General features: G+C 73.0%; 13 protein-coding genes. 7 read left to right on the top strand and 6 right to left on the bottom strand.

All coding sequences use genetic code 11. The annotated features are described in order from the left end of the window. Window positions 1-141: 141 nt before the first annotated feature. Both ABH937_RS17865 and ABH937_RS17860 read right to left on the bottom strand, forming a co-directional pair. Window positions 142-3,051 (bottom strand): type 2 lanthipeptide synthetase LanM family protein, encoded by a 2,910-nt coding sequence (locus ABH937_RS17865; protein WP_370218772.1) that lies wholly within the window; start codon window positions 3,049-3,051, stop codon window positions 142-144. A gap of 137 nt (window positions 3,052-3,188) precedes the next feature. Then, entirely contained in the window at window positions 3,189-3,392 is a 204-nt protein-coding gene (locus tag ABH937_RS17860) for a DUF6229 family protein (protein ID WP_280690178.1), read from the bottom strand. Window positions 3,393-3,626: 234 nt separating this feature from the next. Here ABH937_RS17860 and ABH937_RS17855 point away from each other — a divergent pair, with 234 nt between their 5' ends. From ABH937_RS17855 to ABH937_RS17845, 3 genes are all read left to right on the top strand, one after another. After that, the gene (locus tag ABH937_RS17855; RefSeq protein WP_280690179.1) at window positions 3,627-4,052 is read left to right on the top strand and encodes a cold shock domain-containing protein; all 426 of its coding nucleotides are present in this window, start codon (window positions 3,627-3,629) and stop codon (window positions 4,050-4,052) included. A gap of 786 nt (window positions 4,053-4,838) precedes the next feature. Then, entirely contained in the window at window positions 4,839-5,252 is a 414-nt protein-coding gene (locus ABH937_RS17850) for a hypothetical protein (protein ID WP_280690180.1), read from the top strand. A gap of 97 nt (window positions 5,253-5,349) precedes the next feature. Then, the gene (locus ABH937_RS17845; RefSeq protein ID WP_370218771.1) at window positions 5,350-6,318 is read left to right on the top strand and encodes a hypothetical protein; all 969 of its coding nucleotides are present in this window, start codon (window positions 5,350-5,352) and stop codon (window positions 6,316-6,318) included. Window positions 6,319-6,334: 16 nt separating this feature from the next. Here the strand turns inward: ABH937_RS17845 and ABH937_RS17840 are convergent, their stop codons facing one another. Then, window positions 6,335-7,309 carry a winged helix-turn-helix domain-containing protein gene (locus ABH937_RS17840; protein ID WP_370218770.1) on the bottom strand — a complete coding sequence of 325 codons (975 nt, stop codon included), beginning with the start codon at window positions 7,307-7,309 and terminating at the stop codon, window positions 6,335-6,337. Between the two features lie 413 nt (window positions 7,310-7,722). Between ABH937_RS17840 and ABH937_RS17835 the strand changes: the two genes are divergently transcribed. Continuing rightward, window positions 7,723-8,130, top strand: a complete 408-nt coding sequence (locus ABH937_RS17835; RefSeq protein ID WP_370218769.1) for a transposase — start codon at window positions 7,723-7,725, stop codon at window positions 8,128-8,130. An 89-nt stretch (window positions 8,131-8,219) separates the two neighbouring features. Here ABH937_RS17835 and ABH937_RS17830 read toward each other — a convergent pair whose 3' ends face one another. Both ABH937_RS17830 and trxA read right to left on the bottom strand, forming a co-directional pair. Beyond that, window positions 8,220-9,041 carry an SAM-dependent methyltransferase gene (locus tag ABH937_RS17830; protein WP_370218768.1) on the bottom strand — a complete coding sequence of 274 codons (822 nt, stop codon included), beginning with the start codon at window positions 9,039-9,041 and terminating at the stop codon, window positions 8,220-8,222. A gap of 196 nt (window positions 9,042-9,237) precedes the next feature. Beyond that, entirely contained in the window at window positions 9,238-9,564 is a 327-nt protein-coding gene (gene trxA, locus ABH937_RS17825) for a thioredoxin (protein ID WP_370218767.1), read from the bottom strand. Between the two features lie 206 nt (window positions 9,565-9,770). Between trxA and ABH937_RS17820 the strand changes: the two genes are divergently transcribed. The 3 genes from ABH937_RS17820 (at window position 9,771) to ABH937_RS17810 (ending at window position 16,017) form a co-directional block, all read left to right on the top strand. Continuing rightward, a complete protein-coding gene (locus tag ABH937_RS17820; RefSeq protein WP_370218766.1) occupies window positions 9,771-12,740 on the top strand; it encodes a type 2 lanthipeptide synthetase LanM family protein in 2,970 nt (989 codons plus the stop codon). 71 nt (window positions 12,741-12,811) lie between these two features. After that, complete coding sequence (locus tag ABH937_RS17815) at window positions 12,812-13,018, top strand: hypothetical protein (RefSeq protein WP_280690187.1); 207 nt, start codon at window positions 12,812-12,814, stop codon at window positions 13,016-13,018. A 65-nt stretch (window positions 13,019-13,083) separates the two neighbouring features. Further along, complete coding sequence (locus tag ABH937_RS17810; RefSeq protein WP_370218765.1) at window positions 13,084-16,017, top strand: AAA family ATPase; 2,934 nt, start codon at window positions 13,084-13,086, stop codon at window positions 16,015-16,017. 15 nt (window positions 16,018-16,032) lie between these two features. Here the strand turns inward: ABH937_RS17810 and lanL are convergent, their stop codons facing one another. Further along, the gene (gene lanL, locus ABH937_RS17805) at window positions 16,033-18,822 is read right to left on the bottom strand and encodes a class IV lanthionine synthetase LanL (RefSeq protein WP_370218764.1); all 2,790 of its coding nucleotides are present in this window, start codon (window positions 18,820-18,822) and stop codon (window positions 16,033-16,035) included. Window positions 18,823-18,942: the final 120 nt, after the last annotated feature.

Raw genomic sequence — 18,942 nt, 5'->3', positions numbered from 1 at the left:
GGTGGATCGGGTGACCTTACGGTCTCGTACCGCGACTTCCGGGGTGCCGGAATGTCCCTGTTCAGCTCCCAACGAGCTTTTCCTTCCGGTGGACGGACCGGGAGGGTGGCGCGCTTCAGCGCGCCGCCACCCCCGCCCGGTTCAGTCGCCGGCCCGGCCGAGCAGCAGCGGGGAGGCCAGGCGCTGCTCCGGGTGCATCCGCAGCAGCAGGTGGACGACGCCGGCCAGGCCCGGCAGCAGGCCGGGCGAGAACGCCTCCCTGGCCAGGCCGCCGATCGCGCCGTGCTCCTCCAGGCCGCTGAGCAGTTCGGCATCGGCACCCTCGCGGTCGGGGCCCGCCGGCGGCGCGGCCGAGGGCGAGCACCCGCGCAGGGCCGCCAGCAGCTCCCACAGGCCCAGGTCGCCGTGGCACAGGGTGTGGGTCCAGCCGAAGCCCTCGCGCAGCACTGCGGGGGCCGAACGCCGGGCGGTCTCCCAGTGGGCCAGGTCGCCGGTGCGCCGGTACAGGTCGGCGGCGGCCAGGCCGATGCCGGTGGCGCCGTGGCACCAGGCGGTGGCGAAGTCGACCCCGCTGGTCTCCCGCAGATCGGCCCAGGCGCCCGCCGCCGGCGAGTACAGCGATTCCTCGAAGTCGAAAGCCCGCAGCGAGAGTTGCTGCCAGCACTCGCGGTCCGCAGGCGACCCGGCCGGGCTGAGTGCGAGCCTGGCCAGCGCCCAGCCCATGCCCGTGGCGCCGTGCGCGAAGCCGCCGACGGCCGACGGGAAGAGGGCGGTCGGCCAGTGCGCCCCCCGCTCGTCCAGCACGGCCGTCCGCTCCAGGTGCCGCCCCGCCTCGGCGGCGCTCGCCAGCCAGCGCTCCGCGCCGGTGCGCTCGGCCAGCCCCAGCAGCGGCACGATGGCGCCGGCCGCGCCGCCGAGCACGTCCAACGCCCGGTCCTCGGCGATCCGCTGCGCGTCCAGCAGCCCGGCCCTGGCCTGCGCCCGGTCCAGCAGCCACTCCTCGCCGAGGAGTTCGTGCAGCGTGGACCAGGTCCAGAGCTGCGAGGCGAGCCCGGTGAAGCCGCCGATCTGCCGGGTGGGCAGCTGCTCCTCGGTGGCGGCGAGCACCCGCATGGCGCCCCGGAGCAGCTCTTCGAGGCCCTCGACCGGGTCGGCCCGCCCGGCCGCCTGCTCCTGCCGGTACTGGGCCAGCGCGAGGACCACGCCGCCCTGCCCGCTGTAGAGGTCGGCGGTGAGCGGCCGGATCGACCAGCCGACGTCGGTGAGCACCGGGCTGATCCAGGTGGCCGTACCGTCCCGGCCCCGCACCGCGGCGGCGCCGATCGTCCGGACCGCCTCGGCGGCCAGCCGCCGTCGGCGCTCCTCGGCCTGGCGGGCGTGCGGCGAGCTGGCCGGTTTCGGCGTCCGGGACGGGAGCTGACGTTCGTTCAGATAGGCGCCGACCAGGGCCCCGCGGATCACCTCCTGCTCCAGCGCGAGGTCGGCCGCGCGCCAGTCGGCCAGCGCCGCGTGCAGCGTGGCCGGATCGACCAGGCTGGTGAAGACCGGCACGTCGCCGCGGAGCAGGTCGCCGATCTCCGCCTCGATCTCGGCGGCTTCGCGGGGCGCGACCGGATTGCCCCGCGCGTTACGGGTCAGGATGTCCCGGGCCCGCTCCAGCGCGGCGGCCGGGTCGTGCAGCGAGGCCGGGTGCCAGAGCATCCGGCCGATCTCCATGTACGCCTGGGTGGGACGGCGGATGACGCGCACCTCGCAGCCGTCGAACCGCTCGAGGGCGGAGCGCAGTTCGCCCTTCTCGTCGAGGCGGCGCAGCTGCTCGGTGATCTCCGCGAAGCCGGTCAGCACCTGCTGCCAGTGGCGGGCCAGCACCGGCGCGGGGCTCGGGTGGTTGCGGGCGGCCCGGACCTCGACGGCGGTGAGTTCCATCCGGGCGGTGTCGCGCCCGCCGTCCACGATCACCGGCATCGGGATCCGCGGCTGCTGTCCCGGCAGGCCGCCGGCCGCCGACAGGTCCACACCGGCCAGGGTGTAGCCGTCCAGGCGCATCGGCAGGATGCCGGTGCGCAGCACGGTGGTCCGCACCGTGCGCGCGGCCAGGTCGACCGCGTCGCCGCGCCCGCTGGGCTCGGTGGGCGGGTCGGGGGTGAACAGGCTCTCGGCGTCCACCACGATCGGCACCGGACCGTGCGCGAGCAGGTTCTCGGCGTGCAGGTCGGTGCCGCCGACCAGGCGCATCACGGCCAGCCAGTGGCCCAGGTTCCGGTAGAACATGGCCAGCTCGGCCTCGTCGCGGCAGTACTCGTGCTCGACGTATCCGGCCCAGCCGTAGTGCTCGGCGTCGGCGTCCACCCGAGTCGACCCGTCCGCCACCCGGGTCGGCTCGCCGTCCACCAGGGTCAGCACAGCGGGTACGTGGATCGGGGCGGCCAGGCCGTCCGGGAGCACGGCGGCCAGGAAGTCCCGCAGGGCCGCGTCGACCTGCAGCGACCGCGGCTTGTACATCACCGTGCCGCCGGCGAACCGCACCCGGGCCACCGCGTGCCCGCCCCGGTGCTGGTCGCCGGCGCCCAGTTCGAGCTCGCGCAGCGGCCCCGGCGGGCGGCCCAGCAACTCCCCGATCGCCACCCGGTCGCGCAGCAGACGGCGTGCCAGCGTGAGTCCGGCGTCCAGCTGCAGCCGACCGGCCGCCAGGGCCCGCTCGTGCAGGACGGGGTACCTGCCGCGCAGCCCGTCCAAGTACTCGGCGGTGACGGCACGCTCCAAGTAGCCGCTCCACCGGGCCCGTTCGTCCACGCCCGGCAACTCGCCCGCCAGCGCGGCGACCCGGAGCTCCAGCAGGAAGACCCGGTTCAGTTTGAGCTGCAGGGACCGCGACAGGGCGGTGCGCAGGGCCGTACTCAGCACCTGCCGCTCCTCGGCCGCGAGCCCGGTCAGCGCCGACAGCCTGCGGTCCAGCTCGGCGAGCAGCGGAGCGGCCAACGCGGCCACGGGCGCGGCGAACCAGCCCTCCTCGAGCGGCGCGGTGACGGCCTGCTGCGGCTGCTGCGGCATGGGGGCGTCCTCTCTCTACTCGTCCGGTGCGTCCGGGAGTTCGGCGCGTCCGGGTGCCGGGCGGCGGCCCGGCCGGAGCACGGCCGCCGCCCGGGTCACGCGTGGTGCGGATCAGTGCTGCGGATCAGTGCTGCGGATCAGCAGCAGTAGCTGTGCAGCGAGGCACTACAGCTGCTGCAGTGGGTGAGGATGCCCTCGTAGGACTCGGCGAGCGCGGCCTCGGCGACGGCGCCGCCGACGTAGAGCGGGCCGGCCGGGTTGGCCAGGCCGTCGGCGCCCTCGGCACCGCTGAGCCAGGCCGTGACCAGCGCGTCCATGCGGGTTGCGGTGAGCTTCGGCATGTCACTCAACTCCATTCCGGTGTTGACCAGTTGTCCGCTCACGGTAAGGCGTCGCACACATGGCAGCTGACGCTAAATCCAGCCATCTTCATATGAGCTGACGCCATCACCGTGCGTTCCCGGACCGGCCCGGAGCCGTGGTTGACCTGCCGCACACTCGCCCGATCGGACCCCGCGACGCTATTCTCTGCTCAGCTGTTTCGGGCAAGGGGCCCGATGTGTCTGGGGGTTGGTGTGGTCACCGGTCGTGTGGTGCGGTTCGACGCTACTCGGGGTTACGGCTTCATCGCGCCGGCGCAGGGGGGAGAGGACGTCTTCCTGCACGTGAACGACCTCCAGATCCCCGAGCCGTACATCCGCCCGGGCCTGGTGGTCGAGTTCGAGATCGAGGACGGTGACCGCGGACCGAAGGCCTCCTTCGTCCGCCTCCCCGAGGGCGCCACCCCACCGACCACTCCCCCGGCGGCCGCCGCGATCGGCGCGGTCCGGCGAGCACCCACCGACGACTCGCTCTGCGACGTACTGAGCGCGGAGGAGTACACCCAGGAGATCACCGAGGTCCTGCTGACCGCGGCGCCGACCCTGACCGGGGCCCAGATCCTGCAGATCCGCGCCGGCCTGCTGCGGTTCGGCAAGGACCACGGCTGGACCGAGGACTGAGCTCGCCGTCTGTCCAGTGGCTGATGTGAGCTTCGCCAGGCAGCCGGGAATTGCGTACCCATGTGCGGTTGCGGCATGGCGAAGCTTCTGTCAGGCCCCGTGTACGGCAAGCGTGTTGGGCGTCAACTGAATACCGCTGGTCCGTACGCCGCCCGAACTCCTTGCCCGCACCGGCTCGTCCGGCAGTGGGCGCCGGGCCAGTGCCTCCCGTGACCAGCACCGGTGGAGGCCAGTGACCAGGGCCTGTTGCGTCCTCACGGTCACGCGGGGTCGACGCTGGAAGGAAACTTGCCGTGGCCTCCGCCACCGCAGTCACCGCCGTCGGTGCGATCCCGACGTCGACCCCACGCGGGGCCGCCGCCCACGGGCCCCGGGAATCCGATCAAGGAATGCCGTAACACAATCAGTGCGCAATTCCGCAGCACACGATCCAGAGTGTGACATCCGGGCCGGTCGGAACTCGGGAGAATTTCACCGAAGCCATAACACGATCATCACCCGATTCTAATAACAAAAACGCAACGGCTGGCGGCTCGCCAGTACCGAATGTCACGTTCTGTCGGCTTTTCCTGGCCAACAAAAGGGACATGTCGGCATGCTCCTGCCCTCCTCGGACAGTATTGACGGAGGCTGAGGCGTGACACAGACTCCTTCCCGTAGCCGGCGCCGCAATCATCGAGCGCTCATCGGAATCGTCGCACTGAAATTCCTGGCGCGATTCCTTGCACGCTCTGCCGACTGCCGAGCGAGAAATCCTCCATTGAGGGAAAGGGAATTCCTGTGTTCATGCGCAAGAAGATCACCGCCGTCGCCGCCGGCGTCGCCGCGCTCAGTGCCGTGGCCCTCGGGGTCGGGGCGTCGCCGGCCGCGGCGAGCCCGGGCGGATGTGTGTGGGGCACCGACGCCTGCCTCTTCTACCACTCCAACGAATCCGGTGGCTTCAACGGGGACGGCGGCAACGACAACTACGGGGCGGCCTGGTACTTCGAGGGCTGCTCCGGTGGCAACTGCGACGGCGACGGCCAGCAGGTGTACAACAACATCGGCTATGTCTACAACGAGAGCTATCGGACCGTCACGATCTTCGCCTTGTACAACTGCAACTACAACGGCCCGAACCTGACCATCGGGCCCACCACGGGGCAGACCCTCTACGGCTCCGGGGTCTACAACCACGACGCGTCGCAGTGCTTCTCGTAAGGCCGTGACGCTGCGGGTGCCCGGCCACGCCTCGTCGCGCGGTCGGGCACCCGCCCTCGTCCCCCGCAGGCCGTCACCGCAAAGGGAGTCCCCGCGCATGGCTCGCGCCCGTTCCATTCCGTACCTGCAGGCTGCCGGGCTGCTCGCGGCCGTCGGCGTGCTGGCCACCGGCTGCTCGCAGTCCGCCGCGACGTCGGCCAGGCCCGTGCCGGCCGGGGCTCCGACCGGCTCCCCGGCGGCCGGCTCAACGCCGTTACCCCGTCCGGCCGTCGGGGCGATCCCCGTGCTCGACAGCACCGTCGACAAATCCATGCCGATCGAGCAGTACCTGTTCACGGCCGACCAGACCGAGCAGGTGACCGAAGCCCGGGGCCGGCTGACCGTGCAGTGCATGCAGCGCTACGGCCTGACGTACACGCCGCCGCCGCTGTCGCAGTCGTCCGGACCGGGTGGTCAGGCGACGCACCGGTACGACGTGGTCGACCCGGCGAACGGCTACCGGCCGCCGAAGCCTGCCGAGGCCAAGCCCACCCCGCCACCCCAGCTGCGCCCCGCGGAGCTCACGGTGCTGGCCGGTACCGGCCCGGCCGGTACCGAGCCGATCACCAGCTACCGCGGCCTGCCCATCCCCAAGGGCGGCTGCCTCGGTGAGGTCGACGCCAAACTCACCGCGAACGGCGGGGCGGTGACCGACGACCCGCTGGCAATCAGCATCAACTTCGACAACTACCGGCGGTCGATGGCGGACGACACGCTGCAGGCCGCCTTCCACCAGTGGTCGGCCTGTATGAAGATCAAGGGTTTCACCTATCCGACGCCGACCGACGCCATGGGCGACAAGCGGTGGAAGGGCACGGCCACGGCGTCCGCCGAGGAGATCGCGACCGCCACCGCAGACGCCTCCTGCCGGCAGCAGGCCAACATCGTCGGAACCTGGTTCACAGTCGAGTCCGCCTACGAGGAGCAGGCGATCCAAGCCGACCTCGACAAGCTGAACCAGGTCAAGCAGGGCATCGCGGCTGTCCTCAAGAACGCCGCCGTCGCCAACGGTGGCGGCTCTCTCTGACCCACCACCACGGTCGTCACCGCTCTGCCGGCGCCGGCCATGGCGCTGACCGGCCCGCTGCGCCGCGCTCGGACCGGTTGTCGATGGCTGCTCCGTACACCAGGTCCGTGCCGAGTCGGGTCGGGGCGTGGTGGACCGTCTGGCCGTTGCGGACGGTGGCGATGAGGCCGGACTCGCGTAGGACGGTGGCGTGTCGGGAGGCGGCTGCAGCCGATACTCCGAGGATCGCCGCGAGCCGCCCGGTGGTCAGGGCCGGCGTCCTGACCACGGCGACCACTGCCGCCGCCCTTGTTGCCCCCAGGAGCGACACCAAGGCCTGGGCCGGAGCCTGGAGTTCGGGGTCGCGTGTGATGGCGGCGGCGGTCGTGGGATAGATGACCGTCACCGAGTCGGCCAGCGGGTCGAACATGATGCGGCTGGCCAACGCCGTGGGCTGGAAGATCAAGGGACGCCGTTCGAGGGACTCTTCCGCGTCGACGAGGGTGTTCAGGAGCAGTCGCCGACCGTCCCAGCGGATCGACGGATGCAACGAGCTCAGCATGTCGTCGATACCGCCGATCGCCGCACGGACTTCTGCCCTGGCTGATGCGGTGGCGACGACCGAGGTGATTCGTCGACGGTAGGGGTCCAGGCCCGTGACGCGGAAGCTGGTGAGCATGCGGTTCAGCGCGCTCACCGCGCCCGAATGTCCGTCGGCTAGGGCACGCGTGAACGGAGTCAAGGCGCCGGATCGGGCCAGGTCCCGCAGATGAGCGGTGGCCGGTGGGGACTCAGGGTCGATCCCTGACGGTGTCGCGTGGGCGACCTGATCGAAGAACGCCGGAATGTAGAGACTCGTGTACAGGTCGAACAGTCTGCTGTGGTTGGGGTTCCAGCCTCGGGCAACCTCCAGCCGCCACGCCGCCAGCCGCCGGTCGGCGGTCCGGTCGGCCAGTTGAGCCCCGCCCAGCGCGAGCTCGTACCCGAAGTCAGGCGCGTCGGCGACCCGCAACCGCTCCAGGTCATCCGTCGACAGACCGATCCGTATCAACCTGGCATCCCCCCGGGTCAATGTGCTGGCGAGTCGGCCTCAGACCCTTTGCATGCTGACGCAAAGGCCTGGCCGTTGGCGCAGTGGCAGTCGATCGTTGAACCACGTCTCGATACAGGCGAGGTCCGCCATTTCGACAACTGCGGACCGCAGTCCCCGTGTTGTGACCTCCTGCAAGCCGTTCGTCGGGAGACTACCTGGGCCCTGAGGAGTGGACAACAGGGTTAGGGAGGCCAGCGCCCTTGCCAGTGCGCCTGGTTGCTGCCCGTAACGGGTGAGGAACCACCACCCACGGGCGAGGCGAACGCTGCCCCAGATCGAGATCCCCAGGCTCAAGCCACTCCCGGCACACAGTCATCCCAAGGAACAGAGGAATGATCGATTTATCGAGCGGAACACTGGACAGCGGGAAAAGCCATGCCGGCACCGCGCCCTGGTTGGTCGACGACGAGACCTGGGCCGCGATTGAACCGCTCCTGCCTTCCTGGCCCGGGCGGGGGCCCGGCCCCAGGCCGGTGGACGACCGGCGGTGCCTGCAGGGGATCCTGTTCGTCCTGTGCACGGGCATCGCCTGGCAGCATTTACCGCTGGAACTCGGCTTCGGCTCCGGACAGACCTGCTGGCGCCGACTGTACCGGTGGACCGCGGCAGGAGTCCTTCCCCGGATCCACGGCATCCTGCTCAGCCGGCCGCACACCGCGCGGCGGATCAACTGGACGCGCACCGCCGTGGCCGCCCCCGGTCCACAGCCGGCCCCGGACCGGCGCCCCCGCAGGTCGTGACCACCACGTATGCCGGTGCGGGGCAGGCGACTTGCGGGTGGTCGGCCGCAGTGGCTCGCAATGATCGTTGCGTATACGGCGGGCGCGGCTTACGGCTTGCGCGCCAGGCCCGCGTAGGCCATCACCTCGTGGTCCGCCAGTACCGGCCCGTCGTCCAGCTCCGGGTGCCAACGGTTGATCAGCACCACGCCGGGGTCGTCCAGTTCCAGGCCGGCGAAGAACCGCTCGATCCCGGCGCGGGGGCGCAGGTGGTTCTCGATGCCCGCCTCGCGGTAGCGCCGGGAGGCGATCTCGGCCTGTTCGGGCGCGGAGTCGGCGGTGCCGGCGGTCAGGGCGAGGAAGCTGCCGGCCGGGAGCACGTCCAGCAGGTGGGCGACCAGCGGGAGGACGGCCTCGTCGGAGAGGAAGTGCACGATGTTGATCAGCGTCAGCGCCACCGGCTGGCTCAGGTCCAGGGTGTCGAGCAGCGCCGGCTCGACGAGCAGCTTCTCGGGGTCGCGCAGGTCGCAGTCGATGTACGCGGTGCGGCCCTCGGGTGTGCTGGTGAGCAGGGCGCGCGCGTGGGCGAGCACGATCGGGTCGTTGTCCACGTAGACGACCCGGGCGGCCGGGGCGACGCGCTGGGCGATCTCGTGCAGGTTTGGCGCGGTGGGGATGCCGGTCCCGACGTCGAGGAACTGGCGGATGCCGTGCACCTCGGCCAGCCGGCGGGTCATCCGGTGCATGACGGCGCGGGCCGCGCAGGCGGCGGCGCGGGAGTTGGGCCACTCCGCGATGATCCGGTCACCGGCCTCGCGGTCGACGGCGAAGTTGGTCTTCCCACCCAGCATGTAGTCGTACACGCGCGCCGGGTGCGCCCGGTCGGTCTGCAGATCGACCGCCGGTATCCGGTCCTGCTGGGTCGGCCTCATCCAGGAGGCAACCTCGAACTGCTCCACCCCACACCCTCCACCGTAGTTCTCGGACCAACTCAACCACAGTGCATGATGGGACGTCAGCAGAGACCCCGCCGGATGGCCGGAACGGCCGGCGCCCCCGGGCCGCCCCTGCTCAGCGCGGTCGGACCGGCGCCGGACCCGGAGTGGCCGACCATCGATCCCCTCTCTGTCAGACCTGGATGAATTCAGCCAGGTCCCGCTCGATGGCCGCCTTCGGCTTGGCACCGACGATGGTCTTGACGGCCTCCCCGCCCAGGAAGACGGTCATTGTCGGGATGGACATGATCCCGTACTTCGCGGCAGTCGCCGGGTTCTGGTCGATGTTGAGCTTGACGATCTCGATCTGGTCGCCGTGCTCCGCCGCGATGGCCTCCAGGCTCGGGGCGATCTGCCTGCACGGGCCGCACCACTCTGCCCAGAAGTCGACCAGGACCGGCTTGTCGCTCGTGAGGACATCCTCATCGAAACTCGTGTCGGTAACCGCCTTCAGCGCCACTGTGCCTCCCGATCTCGGTGAATTTCTGCTGCGGATCCATCCCCCGACCTGTGCCCCGACCAAACCTGCAGCACACCCTTCAGCGGAATGCCGTCGTCCTCCTACTCTTGCGCACCGCCTCCTCACACTGACAGGCTCTGTCCGTGATCGGGACACGCGCGTCGATTCCCTCGAGGATCGACGAAAACACGTGGTGGACAGGGGGTTTGACCCCAGGTCAGCCACGGTCCGCGCAGCCTCCCGACTGGGCCGCGTTCGTCGAGCAGGCCATCGAGGCGGCCCCGCCGACGGCTGGGCGACGCGTTGCCGAGTTGCCGGGGACGGCCGGATTCGCCGTGATCCTGGCGCCGCTGGCCGAGTTGGCCGCCGACCGGTTGGCGGTCGAGGTGGCCGAGATCGGCGGGGTGGATCTCCCGGCGGTGCGCGGCGGGTTCGTCGATCGGCTCGCGCGGCGGCTGGCTCAGGTTGCCGCCCGCACGCTGGTTCTGGAGCTCAACGTCGCCAGGGTGGCCGGGGGTCTCGTCGGTGACACATCATCAGATCGATTCGACGACTTCGTCCGGCAGGCCTGCGGGCGGCCCGGGCTCTCCCGTCTCTTCAGCGAATACGTCGTGCTCGCACGGTTGTTGGCGCAGGCCTCGCTGCGGGCCGGCGCGGCGACGGCCGAGCTGCTCGGCCGGTTCGGCGACGACCGGGCGCTGATCGTCGACGGGCTGCTGGCGGGCCGCGACCCGGGACCGCTGGTCGAGGTGGAGAGCGGGGTGGGCGACGGCCACCGGCAGGGGCGGAGCGTCTCGGTGCTGCGCTTCGCCTCCGGCGCCCGGGTGGTGTACAAGCCGCGATCGCTCGCCGCGCACGGGCATTTCAACGAGGTGGCGCGGTGGCTCGACGCCCGCCTCGGGCGGCGGGAGCTGCGGACCCTGGCGCTGCTGGAGCGGCCCGGGTACGGGTGGGTGGAGTTCGTCGAGCAGCGGCCCTGCACCGCGCCGCGGCAGGTCGAACGCTTCTACTTCCGCCAGGGCGTGCTGCTCGCGCTGCTGCACGCCCTGGATGCCACCGACGTCCACCACGAGAACCTGATCGCCTGCGCCGACGATCCGGTCCTGGTCGACCTGGAGACCCTGTTCCATCCGGTTCCCCCCGTCGTGCCGGTCGCGGACCCGGCCGCGCGCGTGTTGGCGTCCTCGGTGTACCGGACCGGGCTGCTGCCCCAACTGCGGCTGGGCGACGAGACCGCGTGGGACATGTCCGGGCTCGGCGCCGACAAGGACACGGCGCTGCCCTTCGCGGGGGTCGAGTTCGCGGCGGCGGGTACCGACGAGATGCGGCTGGTCCGCCGGCCCCGGGTGTTCGCCGGCGCGCGGAACCGGCCGGTCCTCGATGGGCGGGAGGCGGACCCGGCCGCGTTCACCGAACCGCTGCTCGCCGGGTTCCGCACGGGCTACCGTACGATCGCCGCCCATCGGGACGAACTCACCGGCCCGTTGGGCCTGCTGCACCGCTTCGCCGAGGACGAGGTGCGGGTGGTGCTGCGCTCCTCGAACGGCTACGCGCGGCTGCTGGAGGAGTCGAGCCACCCCGACGTGCTGCGTGACGCGGCCGAGCGGGACCGGCTGCTGGAGCTGATCCGCGCGGAGTCGATCGGCAACGCCCTGCTGACCCGGGTCGCCGAGGACGAGATCGCCCAACTCTGGGACGGCGACATCCCGCTGTTCACCAGCCGGCCGGGGACGGCGGACCTGTGGAACGGCCGGGGCGACCGGCTGGCCGGGGTGCTCGGCACTCCCGGCCTGCGCCGGGCAATCGACAAGATCGACGCGATGGACGCGGCGGAAGAGACGGACAAGGCAGACAAGGCAGACGAGGCGGACCGGCGCGGCCAGGAGTGGATCATCCTGGCGACGATGGCCGCGCGGTCCACGGGGCTCGGCGACTCGATCGGCAGACGGTCCACCGCACGCGTACGTTCCGGGCCGACCTGCGGCGCACCGGACCCCGATCGACTGCTCACCGCCGCCTGCCGGATCGGCGACCAACTGGTCGCGCTGGCCCACCAGGACGAGCACCGGACCAACTGGCTGGGCCTGGAACTGCTCGATCAGCGCTACTGGCGCCTGGGGCCGCTGGGCGCCGATCTCGCCGACGGGTACGGCGGAATCGCCCTGTTCCTCGCGCAGTTGAGCCGGATCACGGGCTCGGCACGCTACGCGGAGCCAGCCCGGCAGGCGCTGCGCCCGGTGCCCGGTCTGCTGGCGGCGCTGGCCGAACACCCCGACCAGCTCGGCTACGTCGGCACCGGCGGGTTCGCCGGGTTGGGCGGGATCGCGTACGCCCTGGCCCAGGTGGCCACTGCGCTGGACGACGACGGGATCGGCGCCTGGGTCGAACCCGCGGTCCAGCTGATCAGCACGGCCGTCGGAGCTGATCCGGAGTCAGGAGTGTTCACCGGCAAGGCCGGTGGCCTGGCCGCGCTGCTCGCCGTGCACCGGGCCACCGGGTCGGCCGCGGCCTGGCAGGCGGCGCAGGCCTGCGCGGACCGGCTGGTCGAGCGCCCGCTGCCGGCCCGGACCGGGTTCGCCTTCGGGTCGGCGGGCATCGGGTGGGCGTTGCTCGCGTTCACCGCGGCCGGCGGCGGCCCGCGCTTCGCGGACGCCGGCTTGGCGGCGTTGCGGTCAGCGGCGTCGCGGTCAGCGGTGGCACCGCGGGCCGAGGAGCCGCAATCCGAGCCGGGGAGCGATGATCTGTCCTGGTGCCACGGGCTGGCCGGCCTGGCGCTGGCCGTTGCCGACAGCCCGCTCGCGGCCGCCGACCCGCAGCTGGCGCCGGTGCTGGACCGGGCGCTGCGCGGCATCACGGCGAGCGACCCGCCGGCCGACCACAGCCTGTGCCACGGCGAACTCGCCGTTCTCGAACTGCTCCACGTCGCCACCCCCTCCCCCGAGGCCGCCGCGGTCGCCGAGGCCGCGCTGGCCAGGCGGGCGGGCAGGCTGCTGGCCGCCCTCGAGCAGGACGGCCCGCGCTGCGGCACCCCCGGCGCGGTGCCCCACCCGGGACTGCTCACCGGCCTGGCCGGCATCGGGCACGGCCTGCTGCGCCTCGGCTTCGCCGACCACGTACCGTCGGCGCTGCTGCTGCGGCCGCCGGCTGCCAATCGGCCGTCCGGAGCGCGGCCATGACCACCGAGATGAACCGGAACCAACCCAGATGGATCACCCCGGATCAACCGACTCAAGGAGACCGAGAGCCCATGCACAGGGAAGAACTCGTCCGCTCGTGGAAGGACCCGAGGGCGCGTCAGGGCGGCCACGGCGAACACCCCTCCGGTGAGATCGCGTTGGGCGGCGGCGGCGCTCTCGGTCGGCGCGCGGCGCTGCTGTCCGGTGCGCCGGCCGCGCCCGGCCTCGGCCACGCCGGCAGTGTCAGCACCGACACCGACACCTACACCTCCCCGTAAGCCAGCCCACAGTGCGGTGTGATCGGTCACCAGCGGCTGCCAAGGCCGTCGGATAGCCTGCGGACATGCGGACCACCTCTCCGATCACCGTCGGCCGTGCTGGTGAACTCGCCATGCTCGACTCCGCGTTGACCGACGTTCGCGCACGTCAGGGCCGTGCGGTGTTCCTGCTCGGCGAGCCGGGGATCGGCAAATCCCGGCTGGCGGGGGAATGCGCGCAGCAAGCCGGCGCGCTCGGCATGCCGGTGCTGCGCGGGCGGGCCGGAGCGGGCGGGACGGGCACCCCGTTCCGCCCGCTCCGCGAGGCGCTGGCCTCCCGGTTCCGGCTCGGCAGGCCGCCCGCCGACCCGGAGTTGGAGCCCTACCGGCCCGCGCTCGCCCGGCTGGTGCCGGAGTGGCGGACCGCCGAAGGCCCGGACGGGCACGGGTGCGTGGTCGAACTGGCCGAGGCGCTGCTGCGGCTGCTGGCCCTGGTCGGCCGGGCCGGCGGCTGTGTCCTGGTGCTGGAGGACCTGCACGACGCCGACCCGGAGACCACCGCCGTCCTGGAGTACCTGGTCGACAACGTCGCCGAGGTGCCGGTGCTGCTGCTGGCCACGCTGCGGCCCGAACCGGGGCCCGGCCGCGACCTGGTACGGGCGGCCGAGCGACGGCGCGGGGCCACCGTCGCCGAGCTGCTGCCGCTGGTCGCCGACGAGGTCAGGGCGCTGGCCGCCGGCTGCCTGGAGACGGCGGCCGCGGGCGTCCCGGACGCCGTGGTGGACCGGCTGGTCGCCGACGGGGACGGCAACCCGTACCTGGCCGAGGAGTTGCTCGGCGACCTGGTGGGCTCCGGCACGCTGCGGCACGGCGAGCACGGCTGGCAGGTGGTCGGCGAGCTCGGGCCGAGCGTGCCGGCCACGATCGTGCAGTCCTACGACCACCGGCTCGGGCTGCTCGGCGCGCAGGTGCGCGAACTGCTGCTGATCGGGGCCTGCCTGGGTCCCCGGTTCTGCGTCGACACCGTGCAGCTCATCACCGGCCACGACGACCGGAGCATGTTCGCCGGCCTGCGCAGTGCCGGCGAGGCCGACTTCATCGTGCCCGACCCTGCCGCCCCCGGCTGGTACGCGTTCCGCCACGCGCTCACCGCCGAGGCGCTGCTGGCCACCGTGCCGCCGCTGGAACGGGCGGCGCTCGCCCGGCACGCCGCCACCGAGCTGGAGCGGGCCGACCCCGAACTGCGCGACGACCACTGCCAACTGGCCGCCGATCTGCGCCTGGCGGCCGACGATCCGGGCGGTGCGGCCGTCCACTACGCCGAGGCCGGACGCCGGGCCCTGGCGGCCGGTGCGTCCGGCTCGGCCGTGGCCCTGCTGGAGCGCGCGCAGCAGCTCGCGGCCGTGCCGGACCGGACGGCCGTGACGGAGTCGCTGATCGACGCCCTGGCCGAGGCCGGCCAGCTCCGCCAGGCACTCACCCTGGTGACCGCGCTGCCGCCGGCCGGGGCCGCGTCCCTGGGCGTCGGCCGCCGGCTCGCCCTGCACACGCGGCTGGCCTGGTGTGCGGTGACGGCCGAGCGCCCGCAGGAGGCGGCCGCCCAGGTGGCGGCGGCCCGGGCGCTGCTCGACGACGGCGCCGCACCCGAGCAACGTGCCCCGCTGGCCGCGGTCGAGTCGCATCTGGCCCTGCTCCCCGGGCCGGGCGACCCGCAGGCCCGGCAGGCCGACGCCGAGCGGCTGGCCCGGCAGGCGGCGCAGGTGGCGCAGCGGGTGCCGCTGCCCGTGGTGGCTTGCCAGGCCTGGCAGTTGCTCGCCCTGCTGGCACGCGAGCAGGGCTTCGACCACGCCGACAGCTACCTGATCCGGATGCTGGAGGTCGCCGAGACCCACGGTCTGGGCAGCTGGCGGGTGGAAGCGCTCCTGCGCCTGGGCATGAACGAATGCATGCGGACCGGCGAGCCGCACCGGCTCGACCAGGCCCGCCAGGCCTCGCTCCAGCTCGGTTCGGTGCGCGTGACGCAGAGCGCCGAGGGCGCGCTGGCGATGAACGCGGTGCTGCGGGGCGAGCCGCAGGCGGCGCGGGAGATCATCGACCGCTGCCTGGGCGCCACCGCGCGTCTGGGCAACCTCGCCACCCACCGCTACCTGCTGCTGACCGCCGCCACGCTCGCGGCGCACCAGGGCCGTCGTCGGGAGATGGAACGCGAGTTGCTGGCGTTCAGCCAGATCGGCGGTGAGGACTTCTTCCTGATGCCGGTGCTGCTCGGGCTGTGCCGGGCGATCTGCGCGTTGCTGGAGGAGGACCGGCCGCTGGCCACGGCCGAGTTGGCGGCGGCCCGGGACTGGGAGCGGCGCAACCCCAACGTCTACTACCTGGCCGGGCAGCACGGCCTGCACCCGCTGCTGGAGGTACTGGCCGGCGAGGCGGGCTGGGACCGGTACCAGGAGGTCGAGGCGGGCCCGGCCGCTCCGCTCACCTGGAACGGCCAGTTCCTGCTGCTCGCCCGGGCCGTGCTGCTCGGCCGGGACGGGCGGGGCGAGGAGGCCGAGCAGGCCGTCGCCGCGGCCCAGCGATGCGCCGCGCTCTTTCCGATGGCCCGGCACCTGGGCCTGCGGCTGGTGGCGGAGGCCGCCGTGCGCGACGGCTGGGGTGACCCGGTGGCGTGGCTGCGGACGGCCGAGGAGTACTTCCACGCCCTCGACGTGCCGGCCGTGGCGCGCGCCTGCCGGACCCTGCTGCGGCAGGCGGGGGTCAGCGTGGCGCAGCACCGCGGCGGCCGGGACCGCATTCCGCCCGCGCTGCGCGCCGTGGGCGTCACGTTGCGCGAGTACGAGGTGTTCACACTGCTGGTCGAGGGACCGGGCAACCAGCAGATCGCCCGGGAGCTGTCCATCTCGCCGCGCACGGTGGAGAAGCACATGGCGAACCTGATCAGCAAGACCGGCTGCCAGGACCGGGCGGCGCTCTGCGAGTTGGCGGTCGAGAGCTGCGCGGCGGAAGGCGAACCGCAGGTCTGACCGGGGCTCGCTCGCTCAACGCGCGCCGGCCTGCGCCCCGACCAGCCCGACCGGTCCGCCCAGCCCGTCCATCGCTGCCGGCAGCGCCAGGGAGTCGGGCAGCCAGCTCCGGGTGCAGCCGTGCCGCAGCCGGAGCAGCGCGGCCAGCATGCCGGCCGTCCCGGTGCTGCAACCGGCCGTCACCTCGGTGCACGACTCGTCGGGGAGCAGCAACAGCCCGTCGCGCCGGGTGTGCCGGGCGTAAGCACAGGCCACGAGCTCGGCCGCCCAGCCGCGGTAGCGCGGTTCGTCCAGGACCGCGGCCAGGTCCAGCAGGAACTCGGCGTTGCCCGCCAGCCCGTGGCAGACCGCCGGCGAGAGCTGCCACCGGCGGCGGTGGACCTCCACGGCCGCCTGCTCCGCCAGCTCCCGGTAGCGCGGGTTGGCGGTGGCCTGCCAGAGCCTGCCGAGGAAGCTGCCGACCCCGGCGGATCCGCCGCACCAGTACGGTGGTTGGAAGGCGGGCCTGGTCGACGGCCGGGCGCCCGGGGCGCCGATCTCCTGGTCGTCCTTCGGCCACCAGGCCGCGCCCGCCTCGACCTGGGCGGCCGCCACCAGCGTGTCGCCGGCCTGCCGGGCCAGCTCCACGAAGCCGTCCCGGCCGGCCGCCCGGCCGGCCAGCAGCAGGAAAGTGCCGATCCCGGCCACGCCGATCCCGAACCCCAACTGGCGGGCGCCGGCCAGCGCGGAGTCGAAGTCGGCCGGGACCGGCCAGATCACCCCGGCACCGCCCTGCTCGGCGGCGGCCAGCAGCCCCTCGCCGACCTCGACCGTGCGGGCCAGGAAGTCCGGCTCGCCGGTGACCCGCCAGAAGTGCAGCTGGGTCAGGCCCGCGCCGGCCGCGCCGTGGCAGATGCCGGGGTTCGGCCAGCGCACCGGAAGCTGACGGGCCAGCTGCGAGGCGGTCTCCAGCAGCGTCCGGTCGGCCAGCAGCCGGGCCGCGTCCAGCAGGGCCCAGGCGGTGCCGGCGCGGCCGAAGTACAGTCCGGGCAGCTGCGGTTCGTCCAGTCGCAGCCGCCCGGTGATCCAGTCGGCCGCCTGGGCGACCCCGGAGCGCAGCCGCAGGTCCATCCGCATCCCGGCGGCGGCCGTCAGCACCGCCAGCACTCCGGCGGCACCGTGCTGCACGTTCAGCGGGTCGTTGCGGGCGGCGAACCCAACGGCTGGCCACAGCCGGGCCTGGCCGGTCGGCGTCATCGTCTCCAGCAGGTGGGTCAGCCCGTCGGCCAGCAGCTTCTCCTCGACCTCCTTCGACAGGACGGTAGTTGATGGGTCGTCAGGTCCTGCGGCGCCGTCAGCCGGGTGTGCCGCTCGCAGCACGGCCAGGAACCCCCGGACCCGCTCCAGGCTCCACCGCTGGTCGGCGGCCTCGGCCGTCAGTCCGAGGATCAGCGGCCGCAGCGACCGGCCGCCCGGGTTGTCCGCGAGGGTCCGGTTCACCAGGTGGGCCAGCCTCTCGTCCGCCGAGCGGGCCACCGGCTGGTCCGCGGTGAGCAGGGGCTCGGCGCCGCTCGCGAGGTGGAAGAGGACGGCGCCGAGGCTGTAGAGGTCCGAACCGGGCTCCGGCGCGGGCCCGCTGGCCTCCGCGCCCACCACCTCGGGTCCGGCGTACCCCGGGGTGCGGGCGGGCTGCACCTGATCGCCGGGGCGGGCGACCGACTGCAGGTCGATCAGCCGGAGTTCGCCGTCGCCGGTGAGCATGAGGTTGTTCGGGTTCAGGTCACGCAGCACGTAGCCCGCCCGGTGCACCCGCTCGACCACCGCCACGATCCGCTCGGTCAGGTCCAGCAGCGCCTGTCTGGTCGGCTCCGGATGCGCGGTTGCCCAGCCGCGCAGCGTCTGCCCGTCGATCCGCTCCTGGACCAGGTAGAGGTGGCCGCCCTGGGTGAACACCCCGAGCGCCTCGGCGCAGACGCCGAGCGGGGTCAGCGCCGCGTGCATCCGTGCCTCGTGCTGCAGCAGGTCGCCGGCGTCCGCGCCGGTCAGCTTCGCCCCGACGTGGCGCCGGGCCTCCTTGATGACGACCGGACGCTCGGTGCCCAGCTCGGTGGCGAGGTACACCCCGCCCTTGTAGGCGTGCCGGATCGCCTTGTGCACCACGTAGCGACCGTCCAACAGCACCGCGCCAGGCCGGATCGTGGCCTCAGGGTGCACGGGTAGCGGCGACCGCGCCCAGGCCGGCGGGCTGAACCAGGCCTGGCGACGGTCCCGGACGAAGCCGCCGTCGGGAGCCCGCAGCATCGGCTCGACCGTGCCGTCGTTGCCGAGCCGGGTCACCCCGTGGAAGACGCCGTAGCGGTAGTGCACCAGACTGCCGGGACGGTACGGCCGGTCGGACAGGATGCCCGGCCCGGGTAGCCCGCGGGTGACCTGGTCGAGCTCCTCGGCCAGCCGGCGGAAGTGGTCGTCGTCGTCCGGGTAGACCGTGATGAACTTGCCGCCGCCACCCCGGTCGTAGCATGCGGCGACCAGCTCGGCCACCCGGCCCAGGGTGCCCGCGAACCTGAACGACGCGCGCTCCGCGACCAGCACCTCGGCGGCCTGGGCCAGCACCACCGGCGCGGCGAGCGGGGTGGCCGACACGTGCAGCTTCCACCCCTGTGCTCGCGGGCTGTGCCCCCCGGGCACCACCCGGCACCAGAACTCCCCCGGGTCGACCTCCCAGCCGAACGCGCCCTGCCGGCGCAGCGCCGACCTGACCAGACCCGGGAGCAACTCGCCGTCCTCCTCAGGTGGTCCACTCCGGGTCGCGCTCGAACCTGTCATCGCCGGGCCTCCGTTGCCGGGGAGGGAGCAGCGGCTGGGCCCTGCTCCGGGTGCGTCGACCATGCTTCCGGCGCTCGGCGGTCGTTGCATCAGGGCGGCACGCGTAGGTTCCGGCGGCCG

Origin of the sequence: Kitasatospora sp. GAS1066B, from assembly GCF_041262605.1 — a bacterium.
Taxonomy (GTDB): Bacteria; Actinomycetota; Actinomycetes; order Streptomycetales; family Streptomycetaceae; genus Kitasatospora.
Note: the sequence above shows the minus strand (reverse complement) of the source record. Positions and strands in the feature narration are given on the sequence as shown.

Bases quoted from the DNA above. Each gene is read 5' to 3' on its own strand.
- ABH937_RS17865 (WP_370218772.1), bottom strand. From the start codon at position 3,051: ATGCCGCAGCAGCCGCAGCAGGCCGTCACCGCGCCGCTCGAGGAGGGC.
- ABH937_RS17860 (WP_280690178.1), bottom strand. From the start codon at position 3,392: ATGCCGAAGCTCACCGCAACCCGCATGGACGCGCTGGTCACGGCCTGG.
- ABH937_RS17850 (WP_280690180.1), top strand. From the start codon at position 4,839: ATGCGCAAGAAGATCACCGCCGTCGCCGCCGGCGTCGCCGCGCTCAGT.
- ABH937_RS17845 (WP_370218771.1), top strand. From the start codon at position 5,350: ATGGCTCGCGCCCGTTCCATTCCGTACCTGCAGGCTGCCGGGCTGCTC.
- ABH937_RS17835 (WP_370218769.1), top strand. From the start codon at position 7,723: ATGATCGATTTATCGAGCGGAACACTGGACAGCGGGAAAAGCCATGCC.
- ABH937_RS17830 (WP_370218768.1), bottom strand. From the start codon at position 9,041: ATGAGGCCGACCCAGCAGGACCGGATACCGGCGGTCGATCTGCAGACC.
- ABH937_RS17815 (WP_280690187.1), top strand. From the start codon at position 12,812: ATGCACAGGGAAGAACTCGTCCGCTCGTGGAAGGACCCGAGGGCGCGT.
- ABH937_RS17810 (WP_370218765.1), top strand. From the start codon at position 13,084: ATGCGGACCACCTCTCCGATCACCGTCGGCCGTGCTGGTGAACTCGCC.
- lanL (WP_370218764.1), bottom strand. From the start codon at position 18,822: ATGACAGGTTCGAGCGCGACCCGGAGTGGACCACCTGAGGAGGACGGC.